Here is a 16,638-nt window from a genome sequence, read left to right on the forward strand (position 1 = left end):
TGTTTTCAGCACTCCGTTCATAGTAGGGTCTTCCGCATGCGGGGGCGTTGCTTCTGGAACGTCCTCCGCAGGACCGGCATGCCCGTGCCGGGCGTTCATCATGAGCCGGTCCTTTCTGGAAGCCATGGAGATTCCCTTCAACCAACCTCACAAACACGGTCCCGAACTGGATTACATCCGGGACGCCATCCAGCGTGCCCATTTATGCGGGGACGGCTATTATACGAAGAAATGCCATGAATTGCTCGTGGAGCGCACCGGGGCCGGGAAGGCCCTGCTGGTCCATTCCGGAACCGCGGCGCTGGAAATGGCCGCCCTGCTGATCGGCTGCCAGCCGGGAGACGAGATTATCATGCCTTCCTACACATTCGTTTCCACGGCGAACGCGTTTGTCCTGCGCGGCGCCGTTCCCGTCTTCGTGGACATCAGGCCGGATACCCAGAACATTGACGAAACGCTGATTGAAGCGGCCATTACGGACCGTACCCGCGCCATCTGCGTGGTTCATTACGCGGGGGTGGCGTGCGATATGGATGCCGTCATGGACATAGCCCGGCGGCACCGCCTGTATGTGATTGAAGATGCGGCCCAGGGCGTAGGCTCCTGCTACAAGGGACGCAGGCTCGGTTCCATCGGCCATTTGGGGTGCTACAGCTTCCATGAAACCAAGAATGTTATTTCAGGCGAGGGCGGCGCCCTGCTGGTGAATGACCCGGACCTGATGGAACGTGCGGAGATTATCCGGGAAAAAGGGACCAACCGGGCCAAGTTTTTCCGCGGCCAGGTGGACAAGTACACCTGGGTGGACGTAGGTTCCTCCTATCTTCCCGGGGAAATGACCGCCGCCTATCTGTACGCCCAGCTTGAGCACGGGCAGGAGATCAACGGGGAAAGGTTGAAGTGGTGGAACATGTACCACCGCGCGCTGGAACCTCTGGAAAAACAGGGCGTCCTGCGGCGTCCATGCGTTCCGGAACACTGCGTGCATAACGCGCACATGTATTACATCCTGCTCAATTCTCTGGAGGAGCGCACCAGCCTGATTGGCAAACTGGCGGAATGCGGAATCAAGGCCGTGTTCCACTACATCCCCCTCCATTCCTCCCCCGCCGGGGTGAGGTTCGGGCGTTGTGCCGGGCCCATGCCGCACACGGACCGCACCAGTGAAACGCTGCTGAGGCTTCCCCTGTATTATGACCTGGGGGAAGAGGGGTGCCGGGAAGTGCTGCGGGCCGGGTTTGGCCTGGAAGAGTTTGAAGAATGATGAAGATTCACCTGGTCAACGTGTCCGATGTGGACGAGGCCATGCGCATGCAGCTCCGCATGTGGCGCAATTCCGATGCGGTCAGCCCTTTTTTTCTGCTGGACCAGGTGACGGAGGACCAGCACCGGGCATGGCTGGAAAGGAATATCCGCGGGGAGGACGCCCTTGCCTGCGTGATTTATGCGGACCGGGTTCCGCTGGGGCTGGTGTACCTGCCGTGGTTTGACCGCGCCGCGCGCCGCGGGGAGATAGGCATTTATCTGTATGACCGGGGATTCAGGGAACTGCGCCCGGCTTCCGCCGCGTATGCGCGGATGATGGAGCTGGCCGCGGGAGATTTGGGACTGGAAAGGCTGTGCGCACGGATTTTGGAAGACAATTCCAGCTCCATCCGCTTTCATGAGCGCATGGGGTTCGCCCATGCTCCGGAAGAGGACGGGGAATGCGCGAAGAACGGAGAGAGGAAGCGCGTTCTGATGTACGTAAAAACGTTATGACTGATCCACAGGTTCAACTGTCCATCGTGGCTACCGTGTATTGCACGGGTTCCTATCTGGCGGAATTCTGTTCCCGCAGTTTTGCCGCCGCGCTTGAGGCGGGTTACGATCCCTCCCGTACGGAGGTGGTGCTGGTCAATGACGGCTGTCCGCGGGGAGGGCTGGAAGATGCCCTGAAGGAACGGGAAAAGGACAGCCGCGTGCGCGTGGTGGATTTGTCCCGCAACTTCGGCCACCATCTGGCCATGTATGTGGCGTGCGAGGAAGCACGGGGAGAACGTGTGTTCCTGATTGACAGTGATTTGGAGGAAGCTCCCGAGTGGCTGGGGGATTTTTCCCGGGAGATGGAAGGGACCGGGGCGGATGTGGTTTACGGCGTACAGGAGAAGAGGAAGGGCGGTCTGTTTGAATCTGTCTCCGGAGAGTTGTTTTATACGGTGTTCAACCTGCTTTCCGACCAGCAGATTACAAGGAACATGGTCACGGCGCGGCTGATGAGCGCGCGTTTCCTGCGGGAAATGCTGAAGTTCCAGGACCGGGAGCCCTTCTTCTTCGGCCTGTGCGTTTCCGCCGGCTTCCGGCAGGTGCCGTGCATGGTGAAGAAAGCCTCCACCTCCCCCACCACGTATACGTTCCGCAAGAAGATGGCGCTGGCGGTGAATTCCGTGGTCTCCTACAGCGCCAGGCCGCTGGTGTACATTTCCTACTTCGGCATGGGGGTGACGCTGGTTGCCATGCTGTACGTCGCGTGGGTGCTTGTCCGGCAGCTTCTGTATAATGTGGCCCCTCCGGGGTGGGCCTCCTCCGTGGCCTCCATCTGGCTGGTGGGTGGCCTGATCCTGATGTGCCTGGGAGTCATCGGCATCTACATCTCCAAGATTTACAATGAAACCAAGCACAGGCCCGCCGTGGTAGTGGCGCGCCGGTATGAGTGAGTTTCCCCCGGCTCTTTTCCCCTATGATCAACTACCTTGTCCTTCACCTCCTATTTGTCATTTACGCCCTGAATACCGTCCTGGGGCGCATGGCGGCCCCCTATGGCTGGACGGACTGGCGCAAGTACGCTTTCCTGGCCGGCGTGCTGTTCCTGCTGGGCATTTATGCGGCGGGATGGCAGGTGATGCTGAAAAAATTCAATCTGGGCGTGGCCTACGCCAACCGTTCCGCCGTCGTCCTCTGGGGTATTCTGCTGGCGTGGCTCTGCCTGGGGGAAACCCTCTCCTGGACGCTGGCGGCGGGGGCGGTGCTGATCATCAGCGGCATTATTCTGGTTTCCACGGAGGAGGACGCGCATGAATGAGGAATTCTACATCGGCCTGAACCTGTTTTCCGTTTTTCTGGCGTCCTGCACGCAGGTGATTCTGAAAAAATCCGCCATGAACGAACGGCTGACCGGCATTTCCTATTTCGTGAATCCGGCCACCGTGACGGCATATTCCATTTTCTTGGGCTGCTGCCTTCTGACGTTTTACTGCCTGTCCCACCTGCCGATGATTACGGTGAACGTGCTGGAGTGTTCCGCGTACGTGTACATCCTTTTCTTTGACCGGATTTTTTTCGGCAAGCCGATTACCTTGCGCAAGATAGGGGGGAACCTGATGATTATTGCGGGCATCATTATCTGCCTGAACCGCTGAGGCGGGTGCAACGGCCTTTTGACTTTCCCTCCGTGTGCGCCGGGATCGGCTCTTGACTTTCATTTTCCCCGTTTCTAGTATGCGGGCCCGGGCAGGGAGAATAGCCCCCAAAGTCAGGGAATTTGCTTATGTTGAAACAGGTTTGGAGATGGACATCGCTTTTTCCGCTGCTCCATCCCGTATGGTTCAACCTCCTGCTGCTGGTGCTGGCCTGGAGCATTGCGGGCGTGGCGTACCAATCCAATGATGATCTGGTGATTGCGTCCGTGCTTGACGGCTGGGGCGATCCTTCCTACGCGGACGCCCACGTCATTTTCGTCAATCCCCTGCTGACCGGGCTGCTGCTGAAAGCGGCCCCCGTGCTGGGCGGCCTGTCCGTGTGGCCCGTGTTTCTGGCGCTTGCCACGCTGTCCAGCGGCGCAGGCATTTTCACGATGTTGACGGCGCATGCCCGCAAGGCGCGCAAGTATGATTTCAATACGCTGGTCCTGCTGCTGGTGTGGCTGCTGATCATGCCGGGGTTTTACGCCGCCCTGCAATTCAGCCATGCCGCCTTCCTGGTAGGGTTCACCGGGGTGCTGATGTGTCTCAAGTACGGCTCCTCTTCCTGGAAGAAATTATGCGCGGGGGGCTTCCTGTGCGTGCTGGGCAGCATGATCCGGCTGGACGGCGCCCTGGTGTGCGATGCCTTCTGGGGAGCCATCCTGCTGGCGGGAAGCCTGGACGGGTTTAAACCGTCCCGGGAGAAGCTGCTTGCCCGCGGGCGTCTCTGGCTTGCGCTGGCCTGCGTGCTGGCCGTCTCCTTCGGGCTGAATGAGTATAACAAGTACGCCCACCGGAGTGTGCTGGAAGGGTGTGACGTGGCGGCGTGGAACCAGGCCCGCGCGCAGCTCTCGGATACATGCCCCATCAGGCAGGAGAGCGAGTACCAGTGCGAGAAGTACGGCGTGTTTGCCAATGATATCAAAATGGTGAGGATGTTCACCAACTGCGATATGGGGGTGTTTAATACGGAGTATCTGGAAAGGCTGCTGCTGGCGCGGGACGGCGCTGAATTCTGGCCCAGGATGTGGGCCCGTGCGGAAAAGGCCCTTCATCTGTTTTCCTGGAATTCCATCATGGACCTTCTTCCGTGCTGGATTCTGTTCGGCCTGGCCTGCCGCGTGTCTTTCCGGCGCGGGGATGCCCGTGCCCTGCGGTGGTGCGTGGGCGCCCTGCTGGTGCTGATCCTGCTGTACATGTCCAGCATAGACCGCCTGTATTTCCGCGTGGTGTATCCCACCTTCCTGATTGCGGGGCTGTGCCTGCTGTGGTCTGAGAAGTACCGCCCCATCCGCGTCAAATGGACGGGGCGGGGGGCCTTGACGGGCGGCGTTCCCATGTTCTGCGCGTTTGCCGTTTCCCTGTCACAGGCGTGCGCCGCCGTGTGGGAGGCCAATCTGGAATCCTTTTCTCCGGATGCAGGGCGTTTGCTGTGCGAGCGGGTGGACCGTGAACCGGACTCCCTGTTCTGCATCCAGATGTCCGGAGGCACCATTGATGACCTGGCACCGGGGCAGTCCGTCTTCCGCAAGGCATGGAGCTGCTCCCGGAAGAATGTCGTGACGCTGGGCGGCTGGAATTTCCCATTGAAGCCCGTGCAGCGGAAGCTGAAGGAAATGGGCTGGGAGGGCCAGTCCTCCCTGAACCTGTGCAGGGATAACGTGTACATCGTCTGCCTGACTCCGCAGGGAGACGTTTCCGACATGGACAGCAAGTTCATGGGGATGCTCAGCCGCCATATCTGGGAGCAGCACGGGATACGTACGGCGTGGCATCTGGATGAAAACATCCATGGACTGCGGATTTACCGCCTGCGCAAGACGTGGTTCCAGCCCGGCAGGTAGGGACCGCCTTTTTCCCGGCAATCCGCCGTTCCGGAAAACAGCATCCCCGGTGCGCGCGGCACACCGGGGATGGAAAGGAACATCGCTATTCAGGTTCCGTTAAAAGCGCGGGCCGCGCCTGTTGTTCATGCGTTCTTCCCGGAGTTTCGCCTGTTCCGCCGGGGTAAGGAGCAGGAATTCCAGGTCACGGATGGCGCGCTGCTTTTCCGCGGGGTCCTTGATGCCGGAAATCAGGCTCTTCATCTTTTCAAGGGCCGCCACCTGGTCGCCAAGTTCAAAGCAGGCCTTTTCCCGTTCCCACTGCCTCTTGATCAGGAAATTGTTTTTTTCCACTTCCGCCGTTTTCTTGTCACTGGCGGAATTGTTCTGCAGCAGGGTGGCTTCCAGGCCGATGCGTTTGTTCCAGAGCTTCCGGAAGTTTTCCACGTCCTTCTTCTCCTTGTAGGGAGCCAGCAGCACGCGGTCGAAAATGGTGTTGAGGTCCATCATGTTATCCGGGAGCGTTTCCGAACGGTAGTCACTGATGTTCAGATAGGAACGGATTACTTCGCTGGCTCCTCCCACCATGGGGAGCTGTTCGCCCACGTCCTTGGCGTTGGCAGCCACCTCATCCAGCATGGAGAGGACGCTGGAGGAAACGTTGAATTCGCGTTCATTTTTCTCCGCATCCGCCTTTTTCAGGCACAGGAGCATCCATTTGCACTGCATCTGAAGGGCCTTTTTGAAGCCGGGGGCCACGTTGTTTCCCGTATTCTGCTTGCGCCAGTTGGAAAAAGCGGTGCTGGGGCTGTCAGGCTTGCTGTTGCCGTTGCTGCCTCCTCTTCCACCGGAGCCCGGCATGCGCATCATCCGGAAGCCCCCGCCGCCCCTGTTCAGCATGTGGGACATCATGCTGGTGGGGTTCAGGAAGCGGTCCTTCATGGCGTCCACGTAAAGTTTCATGGCGGCGTTTTCCGTGCTGATGGCCGTGGTGAGGGCGGACACGGCCTTCTGGATACGGGCGGAGCTGGTGTTCAGGTAGCCGGATTTGACTTCCTTAAGCCACTCGGAGGCTTCCTTCCTTGCGGAGTCGGTAAGCATTTCCTGGGCCTGGCAGAAACCGGAGCCCAGAATGAGAAGCATCAGCGCGGAAAGCGCCGGACGTTTGCGGAACGGGGTTAAGTGTATCATGACGGTATGAGGTTACAGGGTATTCTTACAAACCCCCCTCGTGAAGAAAAGTTGCAGCTTTTCTTCAAAAAAAGGAACGGGCATATTGTTGCGGGGGAATAAATGTTTACCCCAGCACCTTGCGGATGCAGGCGGCGCAGATGTTTACGGCCTCCTGCATTTCCTCCGGGGAGATGACGAGAGGCGGATTGAAGTAAAGGACATCCCCCAGCGGGCGCAGGAGAAGACCCTGTTTAAGCGCTTCCTTGTAAATCTGGTAGCCCAGCCGCCGTTCGGACGGGAAACTCTTTTTGGTCTCCCTGTCCTCCACCAGTTCAATGGCGTTCACCAGGCCCAGGCTGCGGATTTCCCCCACGTGGGGATGGTCCCCCAGGGCGTCTGCGATCATCCGGCGGAATACGGGGGCCTTTTCCTGCGCCCGGGGAATAATTTGTTCCTCGTCCAGCACTTTCAGCACGGCCAGGGCGGCGGAGCACCCCAGGGGATTGCCGGAATAGGTATGGCTGTGCATGAAAGCCTTCCCCTCCCGGTAGTCCGCATAAAAGGCGTCATAAATTTTCTGCGTGGTGACGGCGATGGACATGGGCATGTAGCCGCCCGTCAGCCCCTTGGAGAGGCACATGATGTCCGGGGAGATGCCGGCTTGGTCACAGGCGAACATGCTGCCCGTGCGGCCGAAGCCGGTGGCGATTTCATCCGCAATGAGATGTACGTTATAGGCGTCGCACAGGGAGCGCAGTTTTGCCAGATAGGCGGGGGGGTACATCCGCATGCCCGCGGAACCCTGGAGCAGGGGTTCCACCAGCAGGGCGGCGCATTCGTCCCCATGGCGCGCAAACGCCTCCTGGGCAGCGTCAATGCATTCCGCCTGGCAGCAGCCGCGTTTTTTCCCCCTGGGGCAGCGGTAGCAGTCCGGAGCGGGAATGCGCACGATGTCCAGCAGGAGGGGCTTGTAAAGTTCCGAATAAAGGTCCAGCCCTCCCACGGAAAGGGCTCCCAGGGTTTCCCCGTGGTAGCCGTCGCTCAGGGACATGAAGCGCACCTTCTGGCGGTTTCCGGTCTGGTAATGGTACTGGAAGCTCATCTTCATGGAGGATTCAATGGCTCCCGAGCCATTGTCGGAAAAATTGAACTTGCAGAGCCCCTGCGGCATCTTCTTCATCAGCTCCTCGCACAGGGTGATGGCCGGCTTGTGGGAGAAATTGGCGAAGATGACGTGCTCCAGGGAATCAAGCTGGTTCTTGATGGCCTGGTTGATTTTAGGGTGGGAGTGCCCCAGCAGGTTGCACCACCAGGAACTGACCACGTCCAGATAGCGCTTCCCGTCCACGTCGTACAGGTTGATTCCCTGCCCGCGCTCAATCACGATGGGGGGCAGCGTTTCATAATCCTTCATCTGGGAACAGGGGTGCCAGATGTATTCCAGATCTTTTTTTGACCAGTCTGAGTGATTCATGGTGAAAGGCGGCGGAAGCGGGACGGTCCTTACTTCATGCGGACTTCATAGCCCAGCTCCGCAAGCATGGCCAGGTCTTCCCGGATAGTGACTCCGGAGGTGGTGAGCATGTCCCCGGAGATGGCCGCGTTGGCTCCGGACATGAAGATTTTCCTGCCGTGGTCCTTCATGGTATTCCGCCCTGCGGCGATGCGGACGAAGCCGTCCGGCATGATGAACCGCACCAGGGCCACGATGCGCAGCTGGTCTTCCTCCCCCAGCGGGATCATGTCCGCGTACGGCGTACCGGGGATGGGCGTCAGGAAATTGATGGGTGCGGACTTGATGCCCAGCGCGGCGATGTCCATGTACATGTCTATCCGGTCCTCCAGGGTTTCCCCCAGCCCCATGATGCCGCCGCTGCACACTTCCAGCCCGGCTTCCATGGCCCACTTGATGGTTTGCAGCTTGTCGTCGTACGTGTGGGTGGTGCATACGTTCGGGAAATTGCGGCGGGAGGTTTCCAGGTTGTTGTGGTAACGGGAGACGCCCGCGGCCTTCAATTGCTCACAGTGCTTTTTGGAGATGAGGCCGTGGGAGGCGCAGAGGGAGATGCCGCAGCGTTCCGCAATGTGCCTGTAGCTGGCGCAAAGCTGCTCCACGTCCGCATCCGTCAGCCTCTTGCCGGAGGTGACGATGGAGTAGCGCAGGATGCCCCGCTCATCATTGTACCTGGCGCCCGCCAGCAGGGCTTCATCACTTAAGAGGGGGTATTCCTCCACCGCGGTGGAGTAATGGGCGGACTGGGCGCAGTACTTGCAGTTTTCCGAACATTTGCCGCTGCGCCCGTTGATGATGGTGCAGAGGTCGAAGACGTTTCCGCAGAAGTGCTCCCGGATGGCGTTGGCCGCCTGGCACAGCTCCTCCAGCGGTTCCCGGCTGAGGGCTATCAGTTCTTCTCTGGTGCAGGAAGTGCCATGGAGCACCCTGGAAAGGAGGGAAGAGGTCAGACTCATGCGTGAAAGACTACCCCCGGCGCGGTCCACGTCAAGGGCAGAATGCCGGGGGGGTACGTATCGTGGGGAATCCTTTCCCTTTTCCTCATTTGACCGTCTGTTCCGGGGCCTTGTGGCGCAGAGCGGGGAAGCCCGGAGCGGGCCTGTATTCCTTCCCCGGATGGCGGCACGCCTGTCAATGAGGAGTGGAAGGTATCTTCTTCATGTGGCGCCACAGGCTCGCGCCGCAGATCAGGAGCAGCGTTGCGAGGATGATGCCGTAGTAGGTGTCCTGGCGGTGGTCCCTGTACTGGAGAAGGACATGCGCGGGGGTGTCCGCGGCGGCCAGCGGAACGGTAATGCCGTAGTTTTCCGTGCATTCCACGGGGACGGGCTTTCCTCCGTTGATGCGGGCCGTCCAGCCGTCCGAGTAGCTTTCCAGAACATCCAGGGCCGTGGTTCCCGGTGGGACGGTGAAATCCATTTGATTGTACGTGATCCGGCCGGGCTGTACGGGGGTGCTTTCTCCCGTAGCGTGGTTCGCCGCAAAGTATCTTCCCTTGTAATCGGGATTGGCAAGAAGGATGTACCGGGAGTTATTCTCCACCAGATCCCAGCCTTTAGTCTGCGGCAGGCTGTGGCGCGGATTGACGATGATATGGGAAATGCCGGCCCTGGCGGCTGCTTCCGGATGGGCCAGTTTGTCCTGGAGGGAATGAAGCCTTCTGGGTGCGACGGTTTCATAGCCCTCGGCCAGCTTGATTCCGAAGGTGGAAAGATGGTTGGCGTGAAGGTAATCCTTGTCCCCCTGAGTGGAGTAAAAGGAGACGGAACCGTCACCTACCTGCTGTTTCAGGCGCGGCATCCATTCAGGTTCCTTGTACAGTCCGGCGGATTCAGGCTTGTCCGCATATTGCACCCAGGTGGCCTGCACCAGAAGCAGTTCCCCCAGGGAACAGAGAATGACCAGGGAGGCCAGCAGCAGCTTGTGCCGTGCGCGGACATGAATGCGGGAAGCGGCCCAGAGGCCGCCCCACAGCAGCGCCAGCAGGGCAAGCGTGCGCGGGTACCAGATGCAGCTTTGCTCCAGCAGCCGTTCCGTCCGGAGCAGGTACCAGTTTTCCCTCCCTGTTTCAGCGGCGGAAAGGCGGGAGAGCAGGTTCCTCTGGAGCATGGAGAGGAGGTCCTGGTGGAAGATTTGAATCAGGACGGAGCAGAGAAGCCAGCCCAGCGTCAGAACCCCCAGGGCAATGAAGATTTTCTTCCAGACGGTTCTTGCGGGTTCCTGCGTGAGGGCGTGGAGCTGCCACGCCGCCAGCCAGGAAGCGCCCAGGGCATACACCGCGGTGGACCGGGAGTAAAAGTAGGTAATGAGAGGGGTGAAAACCAGCACCAGGCTGATGACCATCAGGAATTTGGCCGTCAGCGGGGCTTTCCTGTTGAAGAGTCCCAGAACGGAAAGGACAAAAATGACACCTCCGGTGAATTTCAGGTCAAAGAGGTCCTGTCCCATGAGCTTGAACAAGTCGATGGTTTCCGGAACGCCCAGAAGGGTGGGGAACAGGACGGTGACCAGGGAGGGAAGGTGGGTGATGCCCGTCAGGAAGGGAAGCTCTTTGACCCCTGCCATCAGCGGAGGAATGGTCTGGGCCAGCACGTCTATGGAGAGCAGGGCCCCTCCGATGCCGGATACCAGGTAGGGCAGGGAAACGCGCCAGAGGGTTTTAAGATTCCAGCGTGAAGGGGAAGACCACCAGTCCGCCAGCCACACGCAGCCCGTGAGCAGGACGATGAACAGGCACGCCTGGAGGTGGCCGCCCCGGAACCCCAGAGCAATGAAGAGGATGGAGGGAAGGTCGATGATTCTTTTTTCCCTGTTGCGCATCAGGGCCCAGAGTATCCAGGGGGCCCAGCACATGGTTCCCAGCACCCACCGGTGGTAGATCCACATGACGAATTGGGAGTAAAAGCCATAGCCCGCCGCTCCCAGCAGGCAGTAGGGAGCCGGAACCTTCCGGTTCCGCAGGAAGACGATCATGCCCAGGCCCGCGATGAAGAATTGCAGGATGATGCCCGTGTCCCATGCCGTCCAGAAGGGCAGGAAAAAGTAAAGGGCGTGGTGCCAGTCTCCGGGGCACAGCATGGTGTTTTCCGCAATGGGGGTGCCGTTATGGGCGTATGGATTCCAGCCCATGTAGCCGTCCTGCCGGAAGCTCTCCGCTACGGAATAGTTGTAGGGCAGGTATTGGGAAATGGCGTCCACCGTGAAGTGGTTGTGGACGTTTTCCATGGGCTGCGTGGCATACGGGGAAATGAGGCATTCCATGATGTCCATGGGGGCCAGTACCTTGCCCCCGAAGATGGCCGGGGCAAAGAACACGGCCACCATGGCGGTCCAGAGGAGGCAGCAGAGCCAGAAAGAGCGCCTGGAGAGGGAGTCAGTGTTTTTCATGCTCAAGATTGCGTTCGTCCCAGTGCATGAGGGAAAGGACGTGGTCGTACCGCTGGGAGGTCCGCAGGCCGTGGAGAATGAAGGCGATGGTCAGGGCAAGCGCGGATACGGTGAACAGCCCCATGGACAGGACGGCAAGGGGAAGGTGGAAGACGTACTCATACCGGAAATAGTCCAGAACCGCCGGAAGGCCCGCCAGGATGGCGAGGATGAGCAGGATGGCACTGATGATGGAGAAGAAGAACAGGGGGCGATGGTTCATCAGGACGGAGAAGATGGTCTTGATGACTTTCACCCCGTCTGACACCGTGGAAAGCTTGGAAACGGACCCTGCCGGACGGTCCATGTAGTTCGTGGGCACTTCCACGATGGAGTAGCCGTTGTCCAGGGCGTGGATGCTGATTTCCGTTTCCAGTTCAAAGCCCGTGGAAAGGATGGGGAAGTTTTTGACGAACCTTTTGGAGAAGACGCGGTAGCCCGTCAGGATGTCATGCAGGTTCCCCTGGAACAGCTTGTTGATGAGCATGCGGACGGCCTTGTTCCCCGTATCATGCATGGGGCGCTTGTTTTCACGGCTGTAAATGCCGGCGTCATGGCGGTCACCGCATACCATGTCCGCGTCTCCGCGGAGGACGGGCTCCAGCAGGCGGTGGAGGTCGGCGGCCGGATAGGTCAGGTCCGCGTCCACCATCACGTATACGTCCGCATCCACTTCCCGGAACGCCTTTTTAACGGCCATGGCCTTTCCTTTCCGCCTTTCTTGAAGCAGCGCGCCGGAACACCCTAATTCTTCATACGTTTTCCTGGCTATTTCCGCAGTTTTATCGGAAGAATTATTATCAATGACATAAATGGCGGCTTCCGGACAGTGGTTATAAAAATCCTGCATCACTTCCCGGATAGTCAATTCTTCATTATAGGCGGGGATAATGATGGCAATGGAAATCATGTAAGACCTTTTGCAAAATGAATATCTTACCAAAGATTACGGATTGCGAATTCGAAGTCAACATGTTTTTCTGAACCCAAATTGGTTAGCAGAAAAGCACACTTATACCAGAAAGAGAGGCAGTCTTTAATCCGAAGGTGCGGCCAGTTGGCAAAATACTGCTTCACAAAAGATTTCAGGGTTGCATGAAGCGCCTGCCGTTTGTCCGGATTCGCAATCCGCTGTTTCTTATCATGCACGGAGGCTGTTCATTAACCACCGGAGCGTGCCTGCCGCCGGAGCCGGAAAATGCCTGGCGGATTCTTCTCTGCGGGAAGAGGAAAAAGAACCTTTTTCTCCGTTTTCCCATCCGCATCCGGATGGGACGGAATACCCTCCGGATGGGGGAGAGGGTCAGGAGAGGATGATTCCTTCCACGGCGGCGCGGAGGGGCTCATCACTGAACTTCTCCAGGGCATGCTTCAGGAAGCCCTGCGCTATCATTCTGCGCGCCGTCTGTTCCGGAATGCCGCGTGAAAGCAGGTAGAAGATTTCTTCCGGAGAGATGGAAGAGGTGGCGGAACCGTGGGAGCACTGCACCCTGTCCGCCAGGATTTCCAGGCCGGGAATGGAGTTGGCTTCCGCGCGGGGGCTGAGGATCAGATTGCGGTTGCTCTGGTAGGCGCTGGTGTCATGCGCCCCCTCCGCCACCAGGATCATGCCGCTGAAAATGCTGGTGGACTCATCGTCCAGAACATTGGCGTAAAGCAGGTTGCTGGAGGCTCCGCGGTAGAGGTGCTTCTGGTAGGTTCTCTGGTCCAGTTCCTTGTTTTCCTTCAGGTGGTTGGCGGAAAGCAGGCGTACGTTCGCGCCGTCTCCGTTCAGGAGGCAGACCGTCTCCTGCCTGGCCCACGCCGCGCCGGGATGGCTGGTCAAGTGTTCCATTTCCGCGGAATCGTCCGCCATGATATGGCAGAGTTCCACGGCGCGGGAACGTCTGTTGAGTTCCTGGACCAGGGCGTATTTGACGGAGGAAGAGGAGGAAAGATGGTGCTGTTGCAGCGCTCCGCAGAATTGGTTGCCATGGTCCGCGCTGATGTGGCGTTCCAGAATGTGCAGGCGGCTTCCGGTTTCCGCAATGACCAGCGTGGCGGGGAAGACGGCCACCTTGTCCCCGGAGATGAAGTGGAAAACTTCCAGTGGACGGGAGATTTCCTTTTCCGCCATAATGACCAGCCCGTTGTGCTGGAGGGCGGTATTCAGCGCGGCCAGCTTTTCAGACCCCAGCGTTTCCGGCGTCGTTTCCAGATGTTTGCGGGCGGCGTCCGGGTATTGCAGCACGAAGTCTTCCATATCCATCACGGAGAGCCCTTCCGGCAGTTCATCCGGGATGGAGACGGGAAGCCCGTTGGCGTAAACGATGCGGATGGCGTCCGGCATGGAGGCGTGCTCCGTGATGATGGAGGCCAGGGCTTCCGGAGCCAGGGGGGGCGCTGCTTCAAAGTCTTCCAGGGATTCGTTGCCGGGGGCGCCGAAACGCCAGGATTCCATGCGGCGGGAGGGTTCCGGGAGCTGGTCCGCCTGTTCCAGGGCGCGGCGGTGCCTGGCTTCAAACCATGCGGGAAGGAAGCCTGCGGGGAATTGTTCTTCGTTGAGCAAGTGGTTCATCATTTCCTTCCTTATCCGATGCTGTCTTCCATTTCCAGGTCAATGAGCCTGCGCAGCTCCACGGAATATTCCATGGGGAATTCCTGGACAAGATCATTAATGAATCCATTGACGGCCAGGGACATGGCCGCCGCCTTCGGGATGCCGCGCTGCTGCATGTAAAAGAGCATTTCTTCAGAGACCTGGGAGACGGACGCTTCATGCTGCACCGTGTTTTTGTCCCCCTTTACCGTGATGGCGGGGTAAGTGTCCGTGCGGCTGTTGGCCGCCAGCAGCAGGGCGTCACATTCCGTATTGTTCTTGCAGCCCTTGAGGCCTTTCCCCATGACCACCTGGCCCCGGTAGCTGGCGCGCCCTTCACCGATGCTGATGGATTTGGAGACAATGTTGGACGTGGTGTCGTCCGCCGCGTGAATCATTTTGGCCCCGGTATCCTGGTGCTGCCCCGTGTTCGCCAGAGCGATGGAAATGACCTCTCCCCTGGCGCGCCTGCCCTTGAGCACCACAGCCGGGTATTTCATGGTGAGGCCGGAGCCTATGTTGCAGTCTATCCAGCGGATTTCCGCATCTTCCATGGCCAGTCCGCGCTTGGTGACCATGTTGAAGACGTTGGAGGACCAGTTCTGCACGGTGACGTACTGGATTTTGGCGCCCTTCAGGGCTACCAGTTCCACCACGGCGGAGTGGAGGGTGGACGTTTCAAACTGGGGGGCCGTGCACCCTTCCATGTACATGAGTTCAGCCCCTTCATCCGCAATGATGAGGGTACGTTCAAACTGGCCGAAGTTTTCCGAGTTGATGCGGAAGTACGCCTGGAGCGGGTGCTTGAGCTTTACGCCCTTGGGCACGTAAATGAAGGAGCCGCCGGAAAATACGGCGCTGTTCAGGGCGGAGAATTTATTGTCACCCGTGGGAATGACCTTCCCGAACCACGGGCGGAAGACGTCTTCATGGTATTTCAGGCCTTCCGCGGAGTTCACGAAGATGACTCCCTGGCTGCGGAGCTCCTCCTTCATGTTGGAGTAGGCGGACTCGGAATCATACTGGGCCTCCACGCCCGCCAGGAACTGGCGTTCCTGTTCCGGAACGCCCAGGCGTTCAAAGGTGCGCTTCACGTCTTCCGGCACGTCATCCCAGCTTCGCTTGGGCCGTTCCCCGTCGGAAAGATAGTAGCGTATCTTGGAAAAATCTATTTTTTCAATTTCCGGAGAAGCCCAGTGCGTGGGCATGGGCTTGCTTTCAAAAACGGCAAGGGCGTTCTTGCGGAACTGGCGCACCCATTCCGGATCGTCCTTGACGTCGCAAATATAGTCAATGGTGGCCTCCGTCAGGCCGTAGCCGGCGTCGAATTTATGGCGCTCCGGGAAGGAGAAGTCCCCTTTGCTCCGGTCAAAGTCAAACAGGTTCTGTGTGTTCCCGTCTTCTGACGTGTCAGGTTTATCGCTCATGAGATGACTGCCGGATTAGCGGCGTTAGGCCTCTTCCTTTTCTTCCGTCTCCTTCAGGAATTCGTATCCCCTGCTTTCCAGTTCATCCACCAGCTCTCCGCCGCCGGTACGGACGATTTTGCCGTCCGCCAGCACGTGGACCACGTCCGGCTTGATGTAGTCCAGCAGGCGCTTGTAGTGGGTGATGACCAGGAAGCTGCGGAATGGGGAACGCATGGAGTTGACCCCCTCCGAGACGATGCGGAGGGCGTCTATGTCCAGGCCGGAGTCCGTCTCATCCAGGATGGCGTAAAGCGGGTCCAGGAGGAGCATCTGCAATACTTCATTACGCTTTTTCTCACCGCCGGAAAAGCCCTCGTTGACCGCGCGGGAGGTGAATTTGCGGGACATGCCGAGTTGGTCCATTTTTGCATACAGCGTCTTGTAGAACGTGACCGCATCCAGTTCTTCCCCCTGGGGCATGCGTGCCTGCATGGCCGCGCGCAGGAAGTTGGCGTTGGAAACGCCGGGCACCTCCATGGGATACTGGAACGCCAGGAACAGGCCAGCGCGGCTGCGCTCGTCAATGCTCATGTCCAGCAGGTTCTGTCCGTCCAGCCAGACTTCCCCTTCCGTCACCTCATAGTCCGGGTGGCCGCAGAGGACTTTGGAAAGGGTGCTTTTTCCGGAACCGTTGGGCCCCATGATCGCATGCACCTCTCCCTTGGGGATTTCAAGGTTGATGCCTTTAAGTATTTCCGTGCCTTGCACCTTGGCGTGCAAATTTTTAATGACCAGACTCATGATGTTAAAAGGGGATTAGCCCTGCGGCGTGATGATGGAGCCTCTCAGGGTGATTTGGGCTTCCTCCACGCATACGTCGTCAGGCAGGTTGATGAATTCCTTCAGGTCCACGCCCTCCTTGATGGTGATGTCGTAAATGCAGCCGGTCCGGGTGTCCTGGAAGTGTCCGTGATCAACGAGGTTGGGACAGAAGCGGGAAGAACTGCGTTCAAAGTTGACCTGATTGACCAGGCCGTGTTCCACCAGCGCCTCCAGGCAGTTGTAAACGGTAGCCAGAGAGATGCTGGGCAGCTTTTTGCGCACCCGGTGGTACACTTCATTTGCAGTGGGGTGATCCCTCTGTTCCAGAAGCACCTGGTATACTTCCTGCCTTTGCTTGGTGAGCCTCAGACCGGAAATTACCGGGAGGGTGGAGGTGCTTCTAACGGCTTGCTTGGAATCTGTTTTGGGATTCATATCTTATTTTTCATGCTCT

Annotated in this window: 15 protein-coding genes; 6 read left to right on the forward strand and 9 right to left on the reverse strand. The window is 58.7% G+C overall.

Annotated features, from left to right (window positions below):
* Positions 1–124: 124 nt before the first annotated feature.
* The 6 genes from rffA to CXU21_RS06525 all read left to right on the forward strand — a co-directional run bounded on the left by rffA (position 125) and on the right by CXU21_RS06525 (position 5,284).
* Complete coding sequence (gene rffA / locus CXU21_RS06500; protein WP_102725899.1) at positions 125–1,264, forward strand: dTDP-4-amino-4,6-dideoxygalactose transaminase; 1,140 nt, start codon at positions 125–127, stop codon at positions 1,262–1,264.
* Positions 1,261–1,761, forward strand: coding sequence for a GNAT family N-acetyltransferase (locus tag CXU21_RS06505; protein ID WP_102712063.1), 501 nt, complete (start codon positions 1,261–1,263; stop codon positions 1,759–1,761). Before rffA ends, CXU21_RS06505 begins: the two co-directional genes overlap by 4 nt.
* Positions 1,758–2,696 carry a glycosyltransferase family 2 protein gene (locus CXU21_RS06510; RefSeq protein WP_102712061.1) on the forward strand — a complete coding sequence of 313 codons (939 nt, stop codon included), beginning with the start codon at positions 1,758–1,760 and terminating at the stop codon, positions 2,694–2,696. Before CXU21_RS06505 ends, CXU21_RS06510 begins: the two co-directional genes overlap by 4 nt.
* A gap of 23 nt (positions 2,697–2,719) precedes the next feature.
* Positions 2,720–3,061 (forward strand): EamA family transporter, encoded by a 342-nt coding sequence (locus tag CXU21_RS06515; protein ID WP_102712059.1) that lies wholly within the window; start codon positions 2,720–2,722, stop codon positions 3,059–3,061.
* Entirely contained in the window at positions 3,054–3,398 is a 345-nt protein-coding gene (locus CXU21_RS06520; RefSeq protein ID WP_102712057.1) for a multidrug ABC transporter, read from the forward strand. The genes CXU21_RS06515 and CXU21_RS06520 overlap by 8 nt, the downstream gene beginning before the upstream one ends.
* Positions 3,399–3,526: 128 nt before the next feature.
* Positions 3,527–5,284: a hypothetical protein gene (locus tag CXU21_RS06525; RefSeq protein ID WP_102725501.1), complete on the forward strand. Its 1,758-nt coding sequence runs from the start codon at positions 3,527–3,529 to the stop codon at positions 5,282–5,284.
* Between the two features lie 99 nt (positions 5,285–5,383).
* Here CXU21_RS06525 and CXU21_RS06530 read toward each other — a convergent pair whose 3' ends face one another.
* From CXU21_RS06530 to CXU21_RS06575, 9 genes are all read right to left on the reverse strand, one after another.
* Complete coding sequence (locus tag CXU21_RS06530) at positions 5,384–6,454, reverse strand: hypothetical protein (RefSeq protein WP_102712053.1); 1,071 nt, start codon at positions 6,452–6,454, stop codon at positions 5,384–5,386.
* A gap of 106 nt (positions 6,455–6,560) precedes the next feature.
* Positions 6,561–7,910 carry an adenosylmethionine--8-amino-7-oxononanoate transaminase gene (gene bioA / locus CXU21_RS06535; protein WP_102712051.1) on the reverse strand — a complete coding sequence of 450 codons (1,350 nt, stop codon included), beginning with the start codon at positions 7,908–7,910 and terminating at the stop codon, positions 6,561–6,563.
* A gap of 29 nt (positions 7,911–7,939) precedes the next feature.
* Positions 7,940–8,905, reverse strand: coding sequence for a biotin synthase BioB (bioB, locus tag CXU21_RS06540; protein WP_102725503.1), 966 nt, complete (start codon positions 8,903–8,905; stop codon positions 7,940–7,942).
* A 175-nt stretch (positions 8,906–9,080) separates the two neighbouring features.
* On the reverse strand, positions 9,081–11,336 hold the full coding sequence (locus tag CXU21_RS06545; RefSeq protein ID WP_102725504.1) for a hypothetical protein: 2,256 nt from the start codon (positions 11,334–11,336) through the stop codon (positions 9,081–9,083).
* Positions 11,323–12,285: a glycosyltransferase family 2 protein gene (locus tag CXU21_RS06550; RefSeq protein ID WP_102712045.1), complete on the reverse strand. Its 963-nt coding sequence runs from the start codon at positions 12,283–12,285 to the stop codon at positions 11,323–11,325. Before CXU21_RS06550 ends, CXU21_RS06545 begins: the two co-directional genes overlap by 14 nt.
* Before the next feature lie 393 nt (positions 12,286–12,678).
* Positions 12,679–13,935 carry a SufB/SufD family protein gene (locus tag CXU21_RS06560; protein ID WP_102725506.1) on the reverse strand — a complete coding sequence of 419 codons (1,257 nt, stop codon included), beginning with the start codon at positions 13,933–13,935 and terminating at the stop codon, positions 12,679–12,681.
* Between the two features lie 8 nt (positions 13,936–13,943).
* On the reverse strand, positions 13,944–15,380 hold the full coding sequence (gene sufB, locus CXU21_RS06565; RefSeq protein ID WP_102725507.1) for a Fe-S cluster assembly protein SufB: 1,437 nt from the start codon (positions 15,378–15,380) through the stop codon (positions 13,944–13,946).
* Between the two features lie 24 nt (positions 15,381–15,404).
* Positions 15,405–16,163: a Fe-S cluster assembly ATPase SufC gene (gene sufC, locus CXU21_RS06570; RefSeq protein ID WP_102712037.1), complete on the reverse strand. Its 759-nt coding sequence runs from the start codon at positions 16,161–16,163 to the stop codon at positions 15,405–15,407.
* A 15-nt stretch (positions 16,164–16,178) separates the two neighbouring features.
* Positions 16,179–16,619, reverse strand: coding sequence for a Fur family transcriptional regulator (locus tag CXU21_RS06575; protein WP_102712035.1), 441 nt, complete (start codon positions 16,617–16,619; stop codon positions 16,179–16,181).
* Positions 16,620–16,638: the final 19 nt, after the last annotated feature.

It is taken from the genome of Akkermansia muciniphila, from assembly GCF_002884975.1.
Taxonomy (GTDB): Bacteria; Verrucomicrobiota; Verrucomicrobiia; order Verrucomicrobiales; family Akkermansiaceae; genus Akkermansia; species Akkermansia muciniphila_C.